Raw genomic sequence first — 17,826 nt, 5'->3', positions numbered from 1 at the left:
CCTGACCCACCGACCAAGGTCAGCGACGGACCCCGGTCGGCGTTTTGTTCAGCAGTCTCCTAGGGGCTCTCGTCGCCGACCGGGTGGCCCGGGCGCTCGCCGCCCGCCGCGCCGACGTGCCCGGCACCGGGCGGGAGCCGGTCAGACCCGCCCGCTGAGCATCGACATCGCATGGATCGCCAGGCCGGCGAGCGCGCCGACGACCGTGCCGTTGATCCGGATGAACTGCAGGTCGCGGCCCACGTGCAGCTCGATGCGGCGGGAGGCCTCCTCGCCGTCCCAGCGCTCGACGGTCTCCGAGATGAGGGACGTGAGCTCCTCCCGGTAGGTCGCGACGACGTGGCCGACGGCGTCGACGACGTAGGTGTCGACCTTGCCCTGGAGGCCGGCGTCCGTGGCGAGCCGGCGGCCGAAGGCGAGCAGGCCCGCCCTCGCCCGCTGGCGCAGGTCGCTGTCCGGGTCCTCGGTGGCCTCGACGAGGACGGCGCGGACGCTCGCCCAGAGCTGCTCGATGCCGTCCCGGACGCCGGGGTGGGTCACGAGCCGCTCCTTGAGCGCCTCGGCCCGCTCGATGGTGGCCGGGTCGGTCTGCATGTCCTTGGCGAAGCGGCCGAGGGCGTCGTCGAGCGCGAGCCGGGCCCGGTGCTTCGGGTCGTCCCGGACGTCGACGACCCACTTGAGCGCCTCGACGTACACCCGCCGGGCCAGCCGGTCGTCGAGCCACTGCGGCGTCCAGAGCGGCGCCCGGTCGAGCACGAGCGACTCGACGAGGTGCTCGTGCTCGCGCAGCCACGCCTCGAGCTCGACGAGCGTCAGGTCGACGAGCCGGTGGTGCGCGCCGTCCGCGACGACGCGCTCGAGGAGCCGGCCCGCCGGCGGCCCCCACGGCCGGGAGAGGACAGGGCGCAGCACGACGTCCTCGAGCAGGGTCGCGACCTCGTCGTCACGCAGCACGCGCAGCGCCCCGCGGGTCGCGGTGGCGAGCTCGGCGGTGACCCGCTCGGAGTGCGCGTCGTCCGCGAGCCAGGCGCCGACCCGCTGCGCGATCCGGGCCCGGGCCACCCGCTCGCGCACGACGGTCTCGGCGAGGAAGTTGGTGCCGACGAACTCCTGGAGGCTGCGCCCGAGGGCGTCCTTGCGGGTCGGGATGAGCGCCGTGTGCGGGATCGGCAGGCCGAGCGGACGGCGGAACAGCGCCGTGACGGCGAACCAGTCGGCGAGCGCCCCGACCATCGCGGCCTCGGCCCCGGCGTTGACGTAGCCGAGGGCGCCGTCCTGCCCGAGGGTCAGGGCGTAGACCACCGCGGCCAGCCCGAGCAGGGCGAGGGCGACGGACTTCATCCGCCGCAGCCCGCGCCGGCGCTCCTCGTCGGCCGCCGAGACCGGGATCACCGGTCCGGTCGCCAGATCGCTCACCCGTTCACTCTCCTGCCCCGCGACGGACCCGTCCACCGCGCACGGGCAGCGGGGTCCGTCCACCACGACGGTCGCGGCGCCCCGGTGGTTCCCGTGACGCCGGCCGCAGGTCCGCGGCGGTCAGCTCAGGTGAGGCCCTCGCTGCTGCGCTCCTCGCCGAGGATCCGGGCGAAGTCGTCGGGGTACTCCTCGGCGAGCCGGTCGAGCGCCCGCACCCGGGCCCGCCGGGCCCGTACCTCGTGGTCGCCGCGGCCGCGGACGTCTCGCGGAGCGATGTTGCGGACGACCGGCGTCGCTGCCGCCGCGGACGCCGAGGGCGTCGCGCCGGAGGAGGGACCGGGGGCGTCCGCGTCGACGGAGACCCGCCGCGTCGTCACGGTGCTCGCCGACGCCCGCGGCTTGCGGACCGGGGCCGTGAGGCACGCCCGGCACGTCTCCTCGTCACCGTCGAAGTCCTCGACCGGCTTGATGCTGCGGCACTTCAGGCACCGACGCCACTTCTCAGCCAACTGTCGTCCTCCCACGAACCGCGGCGCCCGTCCCGGCGCTGCGCGGCGGGGTCCACCCTAAGCGCCCCAGGGGGAGCCGCCGTACCAGGGCCCGGCCGCGGTCACGCCGGACGCGCGAGCAGCGGCCCGAACGGCGGCGTTCCGAGCCGGCCGAGCGCCTCCTCGGCGGCCTTGGCCGCCCGCAGGAGGAAGAGGTCGGCGCCCGGCCGGGCGGCGAGCTGGAGCCCGACCGGCACGTGGACGCCGTCCGCGGTCTGCGCCATCCCCGCCGGCAGCGACAGCGCCGGGACGCCGCTCACCGACAGCCGGGTGCAGGCCCGCATCCAGTCGGTGTAGCGCTGCATCGGGACGCCGTCGACGACGGTCACCCACTCCTGCTCGACGGGGAACGGCAGCACCTGGGCGGTCGGCGTGACGAGGAGGTCGTAGCGGTCGAAGAAGGCGTGGGTGCGGCGGACGAGCTCGGTCTCGGCGGCGAAGGCGTCGGCGACCTGGTCGGTGCGGATCGCCAGCCCCTCACGGATCTCGAGCTGGACGGTGCCCTTGAGCCGGCGGACGTCGTCCGGGCCGAGCCGTCGCCCGAGGTCGCTGGCGTACATGAAGGCGCGCAGCGCGGCGAAGGTCTCGTCGACGCCGTCGACGGGCGGGTCGGCCTCCTCGACGTCCCAGCCGAGGACGGCGAGGGTGTCGGCCGCGGCCCGGACGGCGAGCCGCACCGCCGGGTCCACGGGCAGGCCGCCGAGGTCGGGGCTCAGGGCGACCCGCAGCGGGCGGCCGGTGCGCTCCCCCGGGCCCGACGCGTCGAAGGGCGGCAGCGGGTGCAGCGGCGGCGCGAAGGCCGAGCCCGGCTCGGGCAGGGAGAGCATCCCGAGCGGGTCGGGGCCGGCCATGACCGACAGGCCGAGCGCGACGTCGTCCACGCAGCGACCGATCGGCCCGTGCGTCGGCATCCGGTGGTGCTGGTGCCCCGGGCCGCTGTTCGGGACCCTGCCCACCGAGGGTCGCAGCCCGACGACCCCGCAGAAGCCGGGCGGGTTGCGCAGCGAGCCGCCCACGTCGGAGCCGTCGGCGAGCGACACCATCCCGGTGGCGACCGCCGCGGCCGCCCCGCCGCTCGACCCGCCCGCGGACAGCGCCGGCGCCCACGGGTTGCGGGTCACCCCGAAGACCGGGTTGAACGTGTGCGAACCGGCCCCGAACTCCGGGGTGTTCGTCTTGCCGATCGTCACCGCACCGGCGGCGACGACGCGCGCCACGACCGGGTGGTCGGCGTCCGGCACGTGGTCGGCGAAGACCGGCGACCCGTACGTCGTCCGGATGCCGCGGGTGTCGTTGAGGTCCTTGAACGCCGTGACCAGACCGTGGAGCGGGCCGCGGGACTCGCCCCGGGCGGCCGCCGCGTCGCAGGCCGCGGCCTCCGCCTCGGCCCGCTCCCAGGTGCGGGTGACGACGGCGTTGACGACGCCGTCGAGCGCCTCGACCCGGGCCCGGTGCGCCGCGAGCAGCTCACGCGCGGAGAGCTCCTTGGCGCGCAGCAGCGCGGCCTGCTCCACGGCGGGCAGGTCGCAGACGGTGGTGTGCTCGAGGGACGTCCCGGGTGCGGTCACGGCGACATCCTCGCCGAGGCGGGGCGGTGCCGGTATCAGGAAGAGCTGTCGAGATCGTCCAGCGAGGCGGCCTCAAGGACGGCGCGCAGGGCGGCCGGCCGGTGCGCCAACCGCTGCGCGAGGGCCGGGATGCGCTCGTCCGCGCCGAAGCGCTCCCGGAGGAGCTCGGCGAGGGTCGCTTCGCGGCCCTCTTCCCGGCCCTCTTCCCGGCCTCGCTCCACGAGGAACTTCCCGCTGTCGGTCTGCGCGTAGAACTCGGCGACGCTCTCCACGGTCATGCCGACCTCCCTCCGGATCTTGTCAAGGATAGGCGCGTCGAGGCGGATTGTCGCCAGCGTCGCCGCGGACTCGAGCAGCTCCGCCACCCGGTCGCCGCCCTCGGTGCCGATGACGTGCAGGGCCTGGGTGTACGCCCGGGCGAGGTCGTCCGGTGTGCCGCGGCCGAGGCTCGCGAGCGGTGCCAGGACCGGGCTGCCGAGAAACCGGTCCGGCGGGTGCTCGCGCAGGTACAGCGCGCGGCAGCCGAGCCGGAACGCGCCGCTGTCGACCGAGTCGAGCCGCCCGCCGTCGAGGACGACGACGACCTGGACGAGGTGCTGCCCCGGGTGCGCCGTCATGATCGCGGCCCGGTAGTCGAGCATCCGCAGGGCGAGACCTTTGCCGGCCGTGAGCTGGTACTCCACGTGCAGCAGCCACCCCGGGGCCGTCCGCACGAGCAGGTCGGCGGTGCGGGTGACGCCCGGGAAGGTCGTCGGCAGCATCCGGGCCGCCGGGGCGACCTCCCCGCTCAGCTCGACGCCCAGGAGCCCGCAGAACCCGTCGAGGTCGGCGTGCGCGAGACGCCGCATGGACCGGTCGAACCTCTGGTCCGACCCGGCGCCGTCCTGGCCCGCCGTCCGTCGCCGCTCCTGCACGCGGGTGATCATGGCAGCAGGACGGCCCTTCCGCCGGAGTCGTCCACAGGCTGTGGACAACGCTGGCCCGGTCGGGGACTGTCCGCAGGACCGTCGCACCCGCGACACTGCCGCTCGTGAGAGCCCTGGTCATCTGCCACGAGGAGGCGGCGGCCCCCGCCGTCGTCGGCCGCCTGCTCGTCGAGCGCGGTGTCGACGTCACCCAGCACGTCGTCCTGCGCGCCGACGGGTCGCCGCCGGACACCGCGTTCCCGGCGCTCGACAGCTTCGACCTCGTGCTCTCGTTCGGGTCGTTCGCGAACGCCTACGACGCGTCCGTGCGGGCGTGGGTCGACCCGGAGGTGGCGCTGATCCGGTCGGCGCTCGAGCGGGACCTGCCGTTCGTCGGGGTGTGCTTCGGCGGCCAGCTGCTCGCCGAGGCGCTCGGCGGCCGGGTCGAACGGGCGCCCGTCACCGAGATCGGCGCCGTCCGGATCGAGGTCGCGGACGCCGTCGCGGACGCCGTCCCGGCCGGCCCCTGGTTCACGTGGCACGAGGACCGGGTCGTGCTCCCGGACGACGTCGAGGTGCTCGGCCGCACGGACGTCGCCGTCCAGCTGTTCCGCCGCGGCCGGGCCGTGGGACTGCAGTTCCACCCCGAGGCCGAGCACGACCTCATCGCCGGCTGGGTCGCGATGGGCCCGGACCACCTGCCCGACGGCCTCAGCCGTGAGGCGCTCCTCGACGGCTGGAAGGTCGACGAGGCCCGGGCGCACGCGAACTGCGACCGGCTCGTCGACTGGCTGCTGAGCACCCTCGTCCCGGCCGACGGCCGTCAGCGGGCCTGAGGGGCCACGGTCACCGGGCAGCGTGTCGGGGCTCACGGCGGACGGCGGCCGTCGTCGGGTAGAACGGTGTAGGCCGTGGGGACCCTCGGCCGACCCAGAGGCAAGGGAGCCACCACGCCATGAGCGAGTCCTCGACCACCGGCCGGGTCGCGATCGTCACCGGAGCGGCCCGCGGGATCGGTGCCGCGGTCGCCCGGCGGCTGGCCGCCGACGGCTTCGCCGTCGGGGTCCTCGACCTCGACGAGGCGTCCTGCGCCGGCACCGTGGGAGCGATCGAGGCCGCGGGCGGCCGGGCCGTCGCGGTCGGCGTGGACGTCGCCGACGCGGACGGCGTCGCAGCGGCGGTCGCCCGGGTCGCGGAGAGCCTCGGCGGGCCGACCGTCCTGGTGAACAACGCCGGCATCACCCGGGACAACCTGCTCTTCAAGATGACCGAGGACGACTGGGACTCGGTGATGAACGTCCACCTGCGGGGCTCGTTCCTCATGAGCCGGGCCTGCCAGAAGTACATGACCGAGGCGAGGTGGGGCCGCATCGTCAACCTGTCGAGCACGTCGGCGCTCGGCAACCGCGGCCAGGCGAACTACTCGGCGGCGAAGGCCGGCCTGCAGGGCTTCACGAAGACCCTCGCGATCGAGCTCGGCAAGTTCGGCGTCACGGTCAACGCGATCGCGCCGGGCTTCATCCAGACCGACATGACGAAGGCGACCGCCGAGCGGCTCGGCGTCCCGTTCGAGGCCTTCATCGAGCACTCCGCCAGCCAGATCCCGGTCGCCCGCGTCGGCCAGCCCGAGGACATCGCCGCCACCGTCTCGTTCTTCGCGCGCGAGGAGGCCGGCTTCGTGAGCGGCCAGGTCGTCTACGTCGCGGGCGGCCCGAAGGACTGACCCGGCGGCCCGCCGCTGACGGGTCGCCGGACCCATGGCGCGATGTCCGGAATAAATACCCCCGGTGGGTATGTTGTGAGCGGCATGACCGACCATGCCTCCCACTCGGCGCACGGCGGCCACGACGTGTCCGCCGACTCTCCGGGGCTCACCCGGCTCGCCGTCACGGCCACGCTGCACTGCCTGACGGGCTGCGCGATCGGCGAGGTGCTCGGCCTCGTCGTCGCGACGGCGCTCGGCTGGTCGAACGGGCCGAGCATCGCGCTCGCCGTCGGCCTCGCGTTCGTCTTCGGCTACGGGTTCACGCTCGTCCCGATGCTCCGCTCGGGCCTGGCGTTCGGCGCCGCGCTGGGCATCGCGTTCGCCGCGGACACCGTCTCCATCACGACGATGGAGGTCGTCGACAACGCCGTCGTCCTGCTCGTCCCCGGGGCGATGGACGCCGGGCTCACCTCCGCGCTGTTCTGGGGCTCGCTCGTGGTGTCGCTCGCGGTCGCGTTCGTCGTCACCGTCCCCGTCAACCGGGCGCTCATCCGGCGCGGCAAGGGACATGCCGTCGTGCACCGCTACCACCACTGAAACCACCACTGAACGGGCCGGCAGCAGACGTCACGCCTGCGACGGGATCTTCCGCCCCTCCCGTGAGCACTCGACGAGCGTCATGAGCCGGCGCAGCCTCGTCTCGGGCCGCTTCGCGCTCACCACCCAGTACGTCGCGAGCCGCCGGTACCCCGCGGGCGCCGCGCCGAACCAGGCCCACGCGGCGGCGTCCGCGCGGAAGAGCGCCTCGTGCTCCGGCTCGAGGACGGCGTGCTCGCGCTGCTCGTAGGACGCCTTCGCCGTCCGCTCCTCGCTGCGGGCGGCGAAGGCGGCCCGGCCGGCGTCCGTCATCCGGCCCTGCGACTCCAGTCGCTCGACGAGGTCGACGTTGACCCGGCTCCAGTGGCTGCCGGGGCGGCGCGGCGTGAACCGGATCGAGTACGCGTCCGGCCCGAGCGAGCGCCGGACGCCGTCGATCCAGCCGAAGCACAGGGCCTCCTCGACCGACTGCGGCCAGGTGACGGACGGCGTCCCGGTGCCCTTCTTGTGGAACCCGACGACGATCTCGGGGGCGGTCGCGGCGTGCTCGACGAGCCAGGCGCGCCAGTCCGCGGGCGTCGCGAAGAACCGCGGCTGCGCAGGAGCGGCCGCCATCAGCGGGTCCCGCAGTGCCGCAGCACCATGAGCGCGAGCGCCCGCGCCGTCGCGTGCATCTCCTCGACCGGGACGTACTCGCGGGCGGTGTGCGCCTGCCGGACGTCCCCGGGCCCGAGGTGCAGCGTCGGGACGCCGGCCGCGGCGTAGAGCCGCAGGTCGCTGCCGTAGGGCCCGCCGCGCGGGGCCGGCTCGGGGCCACCGGTCGCCGTCGCCCAGGCCTGCTGGGCGGCGCCGAGCAGTGCGTGCCCGGCCGGCAGCCGGCCGCTCGCGAACTGCCCGCCGGACCACGTGACCCGCACCGGGTGGTCGCGCAGCCACGGGTCGCCGGCGCAGACCTCGCCGACCCGCGCCTCGAACGCGGCCCGGGCGTCGTCCGGGCTCTCGTCGAGCCGGACGCCGTACCGGCCCTCCGCGACGAGGGCGTCGGGCACCGTGCTCGCCCAGTCGCCCGCCCGGACCACCCCGATCGACAGCGGGTACGGGATCTCGTAGCCGGCCATGAGCGGGTCCGGGTCCGCGCACCGCTCGCGCTCGAGGTCGAGGAGGGCGGCGTGCACGCGGGCGAAGGCCTCGATCGCGCTGACGCCCTCGTAACGCGACGAACCGTGCGCGGCCCGCCCCGGCACGTCGAGCCGGAACGTCAGCGCGCCGGCGTTCGCCGTGACGACCCGGCGGCCGGTCGGCTCGGGGATGACGCACGCGTCGCCGACATGGCCGCGGGCCAGGGTCCCGAACGCCCCGAGACCGCCGTCCTCCTCGCTGATGACGCTGTGGAACGCGACCGTGCCGCGCAGCCGGACGCCGGCCCGCTGCACGGCCTCGAGGGCGGCGAGCGCGGCGACGACCCCGGCCTTCATGTCGCACGTGCCGCGGCCCATGACGGACTCGCCGTCGGGGGTCGCGACGACGCGGGCCGCGAACGGGTCGGCGTCGCCCCACGCGGACAGGTCACCGGCCGGGACGACGTCCACGTGGCCCTGGAGCACGAGCGACGGGGCGTCCTGCCCGCCGTCCGGCCGCAGCGTCCCGACGAGCCCCCAGGCCTCGTCGCGCGGTGCCTCGGTGCCGGGGAAGCCGGCGTCGGCGCGCAGGGCGTCGAGGTCCATCCGCCACAGGTCGACGTCCGCGCCGAGCGGGCCGAGCCGGTCGGCGACCCAGCGCTGCGCGTCGCCCTCGGCGGCCGTCCCGGTGACGCTCGGGACCGCCACGAGGTCGACGAGGTCCGCGACGAGCCGGCCCTCGCGGGCCGTGTCGTCGAGCACGGAGAGCACCCGCGCCTCGACGTCCGTGAGATCGCCGGCGTCAGTCATGCCCGTGACTGTAGACAGCGCCGGGGTCAAGGAGACCGTCGTCCGTGCCGATGGCCCCGGCACAGGAGCAATCGGTCGACGGAGGCACCATGTACCGGGTCATCTACGCGAGCCGCGCGACTGCGGAAATGTCGGACATCGAGCTCGAGGGCCTGCTCGTCGAGGCGCGGATGCGCAACGAGCTCGAGGACCTCACCGGGCTGCTGCTCTACTTCGGCCCGGACCTCGCCGACGCACCGAGCTTCCTCCAGGTGCTCGAGGGCGAGCGCGAGGCCGTCGAGACCGTCTACGAGCTCATCGCCCGCGACCGCCGGCACCGCGACGTCCGGCTCGTCGCGGCCGGCGACGTCGAGGAGCGGATGTTCCCGGACTGGCGGATGGGCCTGGAGTACGTGACCTACGACGACCTGGCCCGGGCCGTCCCCGGGCTCGGCACCCCGGACCGCCCGCTCGTCGTCATGGCCGAGCTCGTCACCGACCCGGTCCGCGCCGAGCAGCTCCTCGTCACCGCGACGTACTGACCCGAGGACCTGCGCCTCAAGCGCTCCGGCCCGGACGGCGGCAGGCTGGGTACGGCGTCCGGATCTGCCCGTCCGGGCGCCGCCCCCGTCGCAGGCAGGTGGAACCGATGCGAGCACGCTCCTGGTCCGACCTCTCCCGGTGGCAGCGCGCCGGGATCCTCACGCTCGGCTCGGTCGAGCTGGCGCTCACCGCGGCCGCCGCCGTCGACCTGTGGTCCCGGCCGCGCACCGAGGTGAACGGCGTCAAGGCCCGTTGGTGGCCGGTGCTGCTCATCCAGCCGGTCGGGCCGGTCGTCTACCTGCTCCGCGGACGGCGGCACCCGCACCGCGCCCTCGTCACCTGAGCCCCCGCCCGGGGCCGCGGGTCGCCCTCAGCGGCCGTCGAGCAGCGGCTGGGCCGGGTCGAAGGGCGGCATCGTCCCGGCCTCGACGGCCCGCTTGCGGGCGATCGCCGAGAGCGCCTCGAGGACGACCCTGCTGCCGAGCATGGCCGTGACGTCGGCGTGGTCCTGGTCGGGCGAGACCTCGACGACGTCGAGGCCGACGACCGGCAGCTCGAGGCAGATCCGGCGGACGGCGTCGAGCAGCTGGCGGCTCGTGAAGCCGCCGGGCTCGGGGGTGCCGGTGCCCGGGGCCATCCCGGGGTCGACGACGTCGACGTCGACGGAGAGGAACACCCCGTCGCACTCGTCGGTCGCGATCGTGAACGCCTCGGTGAGCACCTCGTCGAGGCCGCGGTGGACGACCTCGGTCATCTCGTAGGACCGCATGCCCTGGCCGGCCATCCAGCCGAGCGTCTCGGGACCCGGCCAGTAGCCGCGCAGCCCGATCTGGAGGAAGCGGTCGCCGCGCGCCGCCCCGGACTCGATGAGCCGGCGCATCGGCTGGCCGTGACCGAGCAGCGCCCCGAACTCCATGTCCCCGGTGTCGGCGTGGGCGTCGAAGTGGACGACGCTCACCCGGCCCCAGCCGACGGCCCGCGCGCAGCCGGTGACGTCGGGCAGCGCGATCGAGTGGTCGCCGCCGAGGACGACGGGGATCTTGCCGGCCGTGGCGACCTTCGTGACGACCTGCTCCAGGGCGTCGAGGGACTTCGCGATGTCGCCGGAGTACATCTCGACGTCGCCCATGTCGACGACGGCGAGGTCCAGCAGGCCGTCGGTGCGCAGCGCCATCGAGGGCCGCGAGCCGTCGAACCCGAGGTAGCAGGCGGCCCGGATCGCCCGCGGCCCGAAGCGCGCCCCGGCCCGGTTCGACGTCCCGCCGTCGAACGGGGCGCCGATGACGACCGCCTGCGCGTCGGCCCACGTGCTCTCGTCGTCGATGTCGCACATCGGGACGCCGAGGAACGTGTAGTCGGGGCCGAACATCGCGCCGTACCGCGCCATCGCGCACCTCACCGCCGTCAGGGATCCGCCTCGGGAACGGCACCGTCCCCGTTCCGCCGGGCATGTCTACCACGCCCGGCGGAACCCACCGGTGGTCAGGCCGCCGGCCCGCCGCCCGCCCGCAGCGCGACCGCCAGCAGCTCCGCGAGGTGCAGCACCGTCGTCCGCGACCGGCGCCGGCGCAACCCTTCGACGAGCTGCTTCTGGCAGACGACGTTGACGACGACGAGGTGGTCGAGGTCGGCCGCCTCGATCTCGTCGAGGTGGACGTCGAGGACCGCCCGGGAGTCCTCCGGCCGCAGCATCGCGTAGGTCCCGGCGGAGCCGCAGCACCGGCCGGCGGACGGCAGCTCGACGTAGTCCGCGACCCGCGCGACGAGGTCACGCGGCGGCCGGACGACGCCCAGCCCGTTGCGCAGGTGGCAGGAGTCCTGCAGCCCGACCCGGGCCCGGCGGCCGCCGGCGCGGACCTCGCCGAGCACGGGCGCCGCGTCCGGTGCGGCGTCCCAGCGCTCGACGAGGAACTCCGACAGCTCCCGGACCCGGTCCCGGCCGAGCATGTGCGCCAGGTGGGTCGCGCAGCCGCCGGCCGTGACGAGCACCGTGCCCGGCATCCGGCGGCCGAGCTCGGTCGCCAGCCGGACCCCCTCGGCCGAGTCACCGTTGTGCCCGTGCAGCGCTCCGCAGCAGCCCTGCCCGGACGGCACGTCGACCGCTCCGGGCAGCAGCTCCACGACGGCGCGCGAGACGCCGGGGAACAGCGCGCGCTCGGCACAGCCGAGCATGAGGTGGACCTTGTCGGCGTCGGGAGGGCCGGTCCGGCGGGCGGCCCCCCGCAGCACCCCGGCCGCGGTGATCGCCGGGGTCACGCCCGTCGCCGCCCGCAGGGCGCGGGCCCGCACCGGCGCACGCCGGCCGCGCCACTGGTGGTCGCGCCACTGCTCGAAGAGCGCCCCGTACTGCACCCCCGCCGGGCAGACCGGCTCGCAGGCCCGGCAACCGAGGCAGAAGGATGCCTGCTCGACGAGGGTCGGGTCGTCCTCGTCGAGCCGGCCCTCCTCGAGGGCGCGCATCAGGGAGATCCGGCCGCGCGGGCTCGACCGCTCGTCCTGGGTCAGCGCGTACGTCGGGCAGGCGGGCAGGCAGAACCCGCACGAGATGCACGCCGACAGCAGGTCGGGGTCGAAGATCCCCCGCGGGGCAACGGGCTCCGCGCCGACGGGTGCATCGTCGGGCGTCTGCTCGGGGCCGGTCACGAGCCGAGCTTCCCGGGGTTGAGGATGCCGGCCGGGTCGAACGCCGTCTTGAGCCGGCGCAGCAGGGCGAGCTGGTCGTCGCCGAGCCGGGCCCGCAGGTAGGGCCGTTTCGCCGCACCGACTCCGTGCTCTCCGGTGATCGTGCCGCCGAGCTCCATCGCGGCCGCGAAGACGTCGGCGAAGGCCGCCTCGGCCCGTTCCCGGACATCGCCGTCCGCCGGGTCGAAGACGATCGTCGGGTGCAGGTTGCCGTCCCCGGCGTGCCCGAACGTCGCGCAGACGACGTCGTGCCGCGCGGCGATCGCGTCGATCCGGTCGACCATCTCGGCGAGCCGCGGCCGCGGCACGGTCGCGTCCTCGAGCATCGTCACCGGCGCGAGCCGGGCGAGCGCGGGCAGCGAGCAGCGCCGGGCGGTGAGCAGCGCCTCGGACTCCGCGACGTCGCGGGCCGTCGTGACGCCGCGGGCACCGATCGCGGCGCACGTCGTGCCCATCCGCTCCAGCGAGCGGGCCACGACGTCGGCCGCCCCGTCGTCCCCGAAGAGCAGCAGCGCCCCGGCCGCCCGGTCGAGCCCGAGCCCCGCGAAGTCCTCGACGGCGTTGATGCAGCGGTTGTCGAGGAACTCCAGCGTGGCCGGGAGCACGCCGTCCGCGATGATCTGCGCGACCGCGCGGCCCGCGTCCGAGAGGTGGTCGAAGTAGGCCACCCCGGTGCCGGACGTCGCGGGCAGCGGCAGCAGCCCGACGGTCACCTCGGTGATGACCGCGAGGGTGCCCTCGGAGCCGGTGAGCAGCCGCGTGAGGTCGTAGCCGGCGACGTCCTTCCAGAGCCGGCCGCCGGTCCGGATCACCTCGCCGGTCGGCAGCACGACCTCCAGACCCAGCACGTAGTTGCGGGTCACCCCGTACTTCAGGCCGCGCAGGCCGCCGGCGCACATCGCGACGTTGCCCGCCACGGTGGAGACGGTGCGGCTGCCGGGGTCGGGCGCGTAGAGCAGGCCCTGCGCGGCGGCCGCGTCGGACAGCGCCGCCGTGGTGGCCCCGGCCTGGACGACCGCGAGCAGCTCGGCGCCGCTCACCTCGAGCACCTTGTTCATCCGGGTGAGCACGAGCACGATGCCGCCGTGCTCGGGGATCGTCGCCGCGGCGAGGTTCGAGCCGGCCCCCCGGGGCGTCACCGGGATGCCGAGCCGGGTCGCCAGCGTGAGGACGGCGCTCACCTGCTCCGTGGTCGCGGGCAGCACCACGGCGTCGGGACGCCCACGGAACAGCGGCGTCGCGTCGCGCGAGTAGACCTCCACGTCGCCGTCCGAGGTGAGCACGTACCGCTCGCCGACGATGCCGCGCAGCGTGTCGAGGGCCGCCGGGTCGAGCCCGGTACGCGTCGCAGGAGTCATGGCAGCATCCAACCGAGAACCGGCGTCGACTGCAGGTAGACCATCGCGCAGAGGAAGAGCAGCAGCCCGAGGCTCCACGGCAGCACCCGGCGCAGGATGGCGGACTCCTGGCCGTCCAGGCCCGCCGCGCTGGCCGCGATCGTCAGGTTCTGCGGGCTGATCATCTTGCCGACGACCCCGCCGGTGGTGTTCGCGGAGACGAGCAGCGTCGGATCGATCCCGGCCTTGGCGCCGGCCGTCGCCTGCAGCTTGGCGAAGAGCGCGTTGGCGCTGGTGTCCGAGCCGGTGACCGCGGTGCCGATCCAGCCGAGCACCGGGGAGAGGAACGCGAACAGGGCGCCGGTCCCGGCGATCCAGGTGCCGATCGTGATGGTCTGGCCGGAGAAGTTCATCACGTAGGCGAGCGCGAGAACGCTTGCCACGGTGAGGATCGCGAGCTTGAGCTTGTCCAGGGTGCGGAGCAGGTCGGCGGCGGCCGCGGCGGGTGCGACCCGGTACACGAGCGCCACGACGACGCCGCAGAGCAGCAGGAGCGTGCCGGGGCCGGAGAGCCAGCCGAAGGTGTAGACGGTCGAGGTGATCGCCTTGCCGGACGCCGAGAAGACGTGCCCGTCGAGGCCCGGCCACGGCACCTTGCGGTCGGTGCCGGCGAGGAACTCCTTGACCGGGACGACGAGCTTGGAGACCGAGAACACGGCGATGACGAGCAGGTACGGGAACAGCGCCATCCAGACCCGGCCCCCGGTGAGCCGGCCGGTCGTGGCCGTCGCCACCGCGCCGGGACCGCCGGTCGCGCGGCCCGCCGCCGTCGCCTCCGCCAGTTCCTGGGCGCGGCCCGCCGCGAGCCGCTCGTGGGCCTCGCGCGCACCGACCGGCGTCCAGACCCGGACGAACAGCACGGTCGCGCCGAGCCCGACGAGCGCGGCGACGATGTCGGTCAGCTCGACGGAGAGGAAGTTCGACGTCGCGAACTGGGCGACCCCGAACGAGAGCCCGGTGACGAGCGCGGCCGGCCAGACCTCGCGCAGGCCGCGGACGCCGTCCACCACGAGGAGCAGGAGCAGCGGGACGACGCACGCGAGGACCGGTGCCTGGCGCCCGACGACGGCCCCGATGTCACCGGCCGGGATGCCGGTGAGCGTCGCGGCGGTCGTGATCGGGATGGCGACGGCGCCGAACGCCACCGGCGCGGTGTTCGCGAGCAGCACGGTGCAGGCCGCCCGCAGCGGCGCGACGCCGAGCGCGATGAGCATCGTCGCGGTGATGGCCACGGGGGCGCCGAAGCCTGCGAGCGCCTCGAGCAGGCCGCCGAAGCAGAAGGCGATGAGCACGGCCTGGATCCGGGGGTCCTCCGAGACGACGTCGAAGGTCCGGCGCAGGTCCTCGAACCGGCCGCTCGTGACGGTCAGCTGGTAGAGCCAGAGCGCCGCGAGCACGATCCACATGATCGGGAAGGTGCCGAACACGGCGCCCTGCGTCGCGGAGAGCAGGGCGAGCGGGGCCGGCATTGCGTAGGCGAGGACGGCCACGAGGAAGGCGGCGCCGAGGCCGGCGAGCGCCGCGACGTACGCCTTGGCGCGCACGACCCCGAGGAGCACGAAGACGACGAGGAGCGGGAGCAGCCCGACGACCGCCGAGACGGCGAGGCTGCCGCCGACGGGTGCGAGCTGCTGGGTGAAGTCGGCCGCCTGATGGACGGTGGACGGCAGAGCGGACGTCAGAGCGGTCATGGCGTTACCTCCGGCCGGCCACGGTGCCGGCTCGCTCGGCGCCAGATCGGCACCCCCGATGGATGACCTCACTGTGGTAGGACCACAGCAAGTTGGAGACACCGTAGGGTGTGACTGCACTCACCTCAAAGGGCCCGTCGGCCCGGAAGCGCTTGCACGTCGACGAACGGTCGTCGGCGCAGGACGAAAGGACGGACAGGGTGTCGGACCAGGTCTCGGCAGGTGCCCTCGACGACGCCGTGGACGCCGCGGACGGCGTGGTGGACGCCGGTTGGGCCCCGGTCACCAAGGCCCGCACCTACGAGCTCGTGCTCGACCGGGTCGAGGCCCAGATCACGTCCGGACGGCTGCGTGCCGGGGACCGTCTCCCGGCCGAGCGGGACCTCGCCGCCGCGCTCGGCGTGAGCCGGGTCGCCGTCCGGGAGGCGATGCGGGTGCTCCAGGCGATGGGCGTCATCACCCAGTCGACCGGCTCGGGCCGGGACGCCGGGACGGTGCTCACCGCGGCCCCGGGCGAGGCGCTCACCCGGCTGGTCCGGATGCACGTGCTGCTCGCGAGCGTCGGGACGGCGGACGTCGTCCGCGCCCGGATCGCCCTCGAGCGCGAGTCGGCCCGGCTGGCCGCGACGCACGCGCGCGAGTCCGACCACGCCCTGCTCACCGAGCACCTCGCGGTCATGGACGACCCGGACTGCTCGCCGGAGACGTTCAACGACCGCGACACCGACTTCCACGTCACCATCGCGCACGCCAGCGGCAACCGTCTCGTCGCAGAGATGACGACGGCCCTGCGCAACGCGATGCGCGCCACGCTGCTCGAGCGGCTCCAGGGCGAGGACGACTTCCGGGCTGTCGCCGCCCGGCTGGCCCGGGAGCACCACGAGATCCACGAGGCCCTCCTCGCCGGTGAGGGTGCGCGGGCGGCGGACCTCGTCGAGGCGCACATCGAGGGGTTCTACGCCCGGCACTGACGAGCCCGGCACTGACGAGCCCGGCACTGACGAGCCCGACCCCGGTAGTGCCGTCGGGGTCGGGCTCGGTCGTGGTTGCGGGAGGTCAGCGGCCGAGGCCGGCCCGGTCGACCTTGCGGTGGAACCGCATGCCTGCCAGACCGCCGACGACGGCACCGACGAGGGCCACGACGAGCGCGACGACCAGGCTCAGCAGCCCGGCGGTCGTGACGTCGCCCTCGCCGACCGGGATCCGCGGGAACGCGTCGAGCCGGCCGAGGACGTCGTACTGGCTGCCGAGCGCGGCCCCGACGCCGGCCACGAGGAGCGACACGACGACGGTCCAGAGCCAGACGGCGACACCCTGCTTCGCGCCGTTGAAGCGCGCCATCCGGCCGGCGACGTAGCCGCCGCAGTAGAAGGCCACGAAGACGATGACCGCCAGGGCGATCGCCCCGCCCCACCCGACGGTCGCGACGTTGCCGGTCGCTGCGTCGACGGCCTGCCCCGGGTCGGTGCTCGTCGCGACGCCGACGGCGGTGCCGGCCCCTGCGAGCAGCGCCGTGAGGATGACCGCCATCCCGGTGGCCGCGAGCCAGCCGAAGAAGGCCGACCCGATCTTGAGGCCGCCGAACGCCTCCTTCTCGCGCTGGACGACGGCCTGCCGGTCGAGCCCGAGCTCGGTGGCGGTGGTGTGCGGGGCCGCGGTGGCCGCGCCGTCGTCGGCGCGGGTGTCCGGGCCGGCCGCGTACTCGGGCCGGGCCAGCGTGGGCTCGTCGTCCCTGCGGACGAGCGTCGGGTCGTCACGGTGCACGGCGGTGTCGTCCCGGTGCCCGCCGGGGTGCTCCGGGGTCGGGCGCCCGTCCGTGAGCGTGCTGTCGGCGCTACGCGCCCGGTCGCCGGGTGTTCCGGTCGGCGTGCTCATGCGACGTGCTCCCCGCCTCGGTGGTCTGTCCGGCGGTGAGTACCCGCACAGGCGCGGGGCATGCACGTCAGGGCGTACGCGTCACAGCGGTCCGACGCGCCGCCCGGTGAGGTCGTCGATCTCGAGGCGCAGCACGGTGTCGCGCTCGCCGTGGGCCCAGGCCTCGATGGTGTCCCGCGCGCGGGCGACCCGGGCGGCGTCCGCCTCGCGGTGCAGCGTCCCGCTCGCGATGACCGACCAGCCGGAGCGGCCCGGGCTGAAGGCGCTGTCCACCTCGTAGACCGCGTGGACGACCTGCCCCTCGTCGGTGAGCCTGGAGAGCAGGGCGTCGGCACGGGTCCGGAAGACCACGTGCTCGCCCTCGAGGAGGTGGTTGAGGACGACGATGACCGGCCGGCCGTCGACGACGACCGCCATCCGCCCCACGTCGGTGGCCGCCAGGAGTCGGAGGGATGCTGCGTGGTCGACCGACTCGAGGAGCTCCTCGCCGGCCTCTGGCTGCGTCATGGGTCCAGCCTGTGCGTCCGGGCAGCCCGGGGCAAGGCCGTACGTCCGTGTCGCGGGCCCGACTGCGACGCCCCGCAGGGCCAGGACGACGGACGGGCGGCGCGACGTCGCCGTCGCACCGCCCGTCCGGGCCGGACATGGGCCCTGTGGGGCAGGCGTCAGTCGTTCGGGATGGCGAAGACCTGGCCGGGGTAGATGAGGTCCGGGTTCTTCACGTGGTTGATCTTGGCGATCTCCCGCCAGTCGACCTTGAAGTGCGCCCCGATCTCGCTGAGCGTGTCGCCCTTCTTGACCGTGTACGACCGGAGCTTGTGCTCCTCGGCGTGCTTCTTCGCCTTCTCGGCGGCGAGGTGGGCCTCGTGCACCGCGCTCACGAGCTTGGCCTCCTCGGCGGCGGTCGCGGCCTCGGCGGCCGCGTCGTCGGCGGCCTGCTGGGCGGCCCGCTGGGCGGCGAAGGCCAAGGAGATCGCGGACAAGGCCCAGCA

Annotated in this window: 19 protein-coding genes; 6 read left to right on the top strand and 13 right to left on the bottom strand. The window is 74.9% G+C overall.

The features are described 5' to 3' along the window. Window positions 1-141 precede the first annotated feature (141 nt). From EDJALFJO_RS03675 to EDJALFJO_RS03660, 4 genes are all read right to left on the bottom strand, one after another. The gene (locus EDJALFJO_RS03675) at window positions 142-1,341 is read right to left on the bottom strand and encodes a DUF445 domain-containing protein (protein ID WP_088282343.1); all 1,200 of its coding nucleotides are present in this window, start codon (window positions 1,339-1,341) and stop codon (window positions 142-144) included. A 200-nt stretch (window positions 1,342-1,541) separates the two neighbouring features. Beyond that, a complete protein-coding gene (locus tag EDJALFJO_RS03670) occupies window positions 1,542-1,925 on the bottom strand; it encodes a hypothetical protein (protein WP_088282335.1) in 384 nt (127 codons plus the stop codon). A 101-nt stretch (window positions 1,926-2,026) separates the two neighbouring features. Further along, window positions 2,027-3,532 carry an amidase family protein gene (locus EDJALFJO_RS03665; RefSeq protein ID WP_088282333.1) on the bottom strand — a complete coding sequence of 502 codons (1,506 nt, stop codon included), beginning with the start codon at window positions 3,530-3,532 and terminating at the stop codon, window positions 2,027-2,029. 35 nt (window positions 3,533-3,567) lie between these two features. Continuing rightward, entirely contained in the window at window positions 3,568-4,446 is an 879-nt protein-coding gene (locus EDJALFJO_RS03660; RefSeq protein WP_143448273.1) for a hypothetical protein, read from the bottom strand. Window positions 4,447-4,562: 116 nt separating this feature from the next. Here EDJALFJO_RS03660 and EDJALFJO_RS03655 point away from each other — a divergent pair, with 116 nt between their 5' ends. The 3 genes from EDJALFJO_RS03655 (at window position 4,563) to EDJALFJO_RS03645 (ending at window position 6,739) form a co-directional block, all read left to right on the top strand. Continuing rightward, window positions 4,563-5,273, top strand: a complete 711-nt coding sequence (locus EDJALFJO_RS03655) for a type 1 glutamine amidotransferase (RefSeq protein WP_158220276.1) — start codon at window positions 4,563-4,565, stop codon at window positions 5,271-5,273. Between the two features lie 119 nt (window positions 5,274-5,392). Further along, window positions 5,393-6,160 (top strand): 3-oxoacyl-ACP reductase FabG, encoded by a 768-nt coding sequence (fabG, locus tag EDJALFJO_RS03650; protein ID WP_088282327.1) that lies wholly within the window; start codon window positions 5,393-5,395, stop codon window positions 6,158-6,160. Window positions 6,161-6,244: 84 nt separating this feature from the next. Then, on the top strand, window positions 6,245-6,739 hold the full coding sequence (locus tag EDJALFJO_RS03645; protein WP_088282341.1) for a DUF4396 domain-containing protein: 495 nt from the start codon (window positions 6,245-6,247) through the stop codon (window positions 6,737-6,739). A gap of 30 nt (window positions 6,740-6,769) precedes the next feature. Here EDJALFJO_RS03645 and EDJALFJO_RS03640 read toward each other — a convergent pair whose 3' ends face one another. Both EDJALFJO_RS03640 and EDJALFJO_RS03635 read right to left on the bottom strand, forming a co-directional pair. Further along, window positions 6,770-7,354, bottom strand: coding sequence for a YdeI family protein (locus EDJALFJO_RS03640; RefSeq protein ID WP_088282325.1), 585 nt, complete (start codon window positions 7,352-7,354; stop codon window positions 6,770-6,772). Then, complete coding sequence (locus EDJALFJO_RS03635; protein WP_088282323.1) at window positions 7,354-8,667, bottom strand: ArgE/DapE family deacylase; 1,314 nt, start codon at window positions 8,665-8,667, stop codon at window positions 7,354-7,356. The genes EDJALFJO_RS03640 and EDJALFJO_RS03635 overlap by 1 nt, the downstream gene beginning before the upstream one ends. Window positions 8,668-8,756: 89 nt before the next feature. Between EDJALFJO_RS03635 and EDJALFJO_RS03630 the strand changes: the two genes are divergently transcribed. Next, complete coding sequence (locus EDJALFJO_RS03630; RefSeq protein ID WP_233149661.1) at window positions 8,757-9,188, top strand: BLUF domain-containing protein; 432 nt, start codon at window positions 8,757-8,759, stop codon at window positions 9,186-9,188. A 107-nt stretch (window positions 9,189-9,295) separates the two neighbouring features. Beyond that, window positions 9,296-9,532 (top strand): PLDc N-terminal domain-containing protein, encoded by a 237-nt coding sequence (locus EDJALFJO_RS03625; RefSeq protein ID WP_088282319.1) that lies wholly within the window; start codon window positions 9,296-9,298, stop codon window positions 9,530-9,532. 27 nt (window positions 9,533-9,559) lie between these two features. On the opposite strand, the gene speB is transcribed toward EDJALFJO_RS03625, so the two are convergent. The 4 genes from speB to EDJALFJO_RS03605 all read right to left on the bottom strand — a co-directional run bounded on the left by speB (window position 9,560) and on the right by EDJALFJO_RS03605 (window position 14,959). Beyond that, the gene (gene speB / locus EDJALFJO_RS03620) at window positions 9,560-10,576 is read right to left on the bottom strand and encodes an agmatinase (RefSeq protein ID WP_088282317.1); all 1,017 of its coding nucleotides are present in this window, start codon (window positions 10,574-10,576) and stop codon (window positions 9,560-9,562) included. A 95-nt stretch (window positions 10,577-10,671) separates the two neighbouring features. Next, window positions 10,672-11,832, bottom strand: coding sequence for a (Fe-S)-binding protein (locus tag EDJALFJO_RS03615; protein WP_088282315.1), 1,161 nt, complete (start codon window positions 11,830-11,832; stop codon window positions 10,672-10,674). Continuing rightward, entirely contained in the window at window positions 11,829-13,229 is a 1,401-nt protein-coding gene (locus EDJALFJO_RS03610) for an FAD-binding oxidoreductase (RefSeq protein ID WP_088282313.1), read from the bottom strand. The genes EDJALFJO_RS03615 and EDJALFJO_RS03610 overlap by 4 nt, the downstream gene beginning before the upstream one ends. Continuing rightward, on the bottom strand, window positions 13,226-14,959 hold the full coding sequence (locus EDJALFJO_RS03605) for an L-lactate permease (protein WP_088282311.1): 1,734 nt from the start codon (window positions 14,957-14,959) through the stop codon (window positions 13,226-13,228). Before EDJALFJO_RS03605 ends, EDJALFJO_RS03610 begins: the two co-directional genes overlap by 4 nt. A 200-nt stretch (window positions 14,960-15,159) precedes the next feature. On the opposite strand from EDJALFJO_RS03605, the gene EDJALFJO_RS03600 reads away from it, so the two are divergent. Next, a complete protein-coding gene (locus EDJALFJO_RS03600) occupies window positions 15,160-15,930 on the top strand; it encodes a FadR/GntR family transcriptional regulator (RefSeq protein WP_198949969.1) in 771 nt (256 codons plus the stop codon). Between the two features lie 85 nt (window positions 15,931-16,015). Here the strand turns inward: EDJALFJO_RS03600 and EDJALFJO_RS03595 are convergent, their stop codons facing one another. The 3 genes from EDJALFJO_RS03595 to EDJALFJO_RS03585 all read right to left on the bottom strand — a co-directional run. Beyond that, on the bottom strand, window positions 16,016-16,834 hold the full coding sequence (locus EDJALFJO_RS03595; protein WP_088282309.1) for a hypothetical protein: 819 nt from the start codon (window positions 16,832-16,834) through the stop codon (window positions 16,016-16,018). An 81-nt stretch (window positions 16,835-16,915) separates the two neighbouring features. Next, complete coding sequence (locus tag EDJALFJO_RS03590) at window positions 16,916-17,341, bottom strand: pyridoxamine 5'-phosphate oxidase family protein (protein ID WP_088282307.1); 426 nt, start codon at window positions 17,339-17,341, stop codon at window positions 16,916-16,918. 158 nt (window positions 17,342-17,499) lie between these two features. Further along, on the bottom strand, window positions 17,500-17,826 hold a 327-nt coding region (locus EDJALFJO_RS03585), incomplete at its 5' end, for a LysM peptidoglycan-binding domain-containing protein (RefSeq protein WP_198949968.1).

This window comes from Kineosporia sp. A_224 (assembly GCF_002198655.1).
Lineage (GTDB): Bacteria > Actinomycetota > Actinomycetes > Actinomycetales > Kineosporiaceae > R-H-3.
This window is presented reverse-complemented; position numbering and strand designations above follow the sequence as displayed.

Bases quoted from the DNA above. Each gene is read 5' to 3' on its own strand.
- EDJALFJO_RS03675 (WP_088282343.1), bottom strand. From the start codon at position 1,341: ATGAAGTCCGTCGCCCTCGCCCTGCTCGGGCTGGCCGCGGTGGTCTAC.
- fabG (WP_088282327.1), top strand. From the start codon at position 5,393: ATGAGCGAGTCCTCGACCACCGGCCGGGTCGCGATCGTCACCGGAGCG.
- EDJALFJO_RS03645 (WP_088282341.1), top strand. From the start codon at position 6,245: ATGACCGACCATGCCTCCCACTCGGCGCACGGCGGCCACGACGTGTCC.
- EDJALFJO_RS03640 (WP_088282325.1), bottom strand. From the start codon at position 7,354: ATGGCGGCCGCTCCTGCGCAGCCGCGGTTCTTCGCGACGCCCGCGGAC.
- EDJALFJO_RS03635 (WP_088282323.1), bottom strand. From the start codon at position 8,667: ATGACTGACGCCGGCGATCTCACGGACGTCGAGGCGCGGGTGCTCTCC.
- EDJALFJO_RS03630 (WP_233149661.1), top strand. From the start codon at position 8,757: ATGTACCGGGTCATCTACGCGAGCCGCGCGACTGCGGAAATGTCGGAC.
- EDJALFJO_RS03625 (WP_088282319.1), top strand. From the start codon at position 9,296: ATGCGAGCACGCTCCTGGTCCGACCTCTCCCGGTGGCAGCGCGCCGGG.
- speB (WP_088282317.1), bottom strand. From the start codon at position 10,576: ATGGCGCGGTACGGCGCGATGTTCGGCCCCGACTACACGTTCCTCGGC.
- EDJALFJO_RS03610 (WP_088282313.1), bottom strand. From the start codon at position 13,229: ATGACTCCTGCGACGCGTACCGGGCTCGACCCGGCGGCCCTCGACACG.
- EDJALFJO_RS03605 (WP_088282311.1), bottom strand. From the start codon at position 14,959: ATGACCGCTCTGACGTCCGCTCTGCCGTCCACCGTCCATCAGGCGGCC.
- EDJALFJO_RS03595 (WP_088282309.1), bottom strand. From the start codon at position 16,834: ATGAGCACGCCGACCGGAACACCCGGCGACCGGGCGCGTAGCGCCGAC.
- EDJALFJO_RS03590 (WP_088282307.1), bottom strand. From the start codon at position 17,341: ATGACGCAGCCAGAGGCCGGCGAGGAGCTCCTCGAGTCGGTCGACCAC.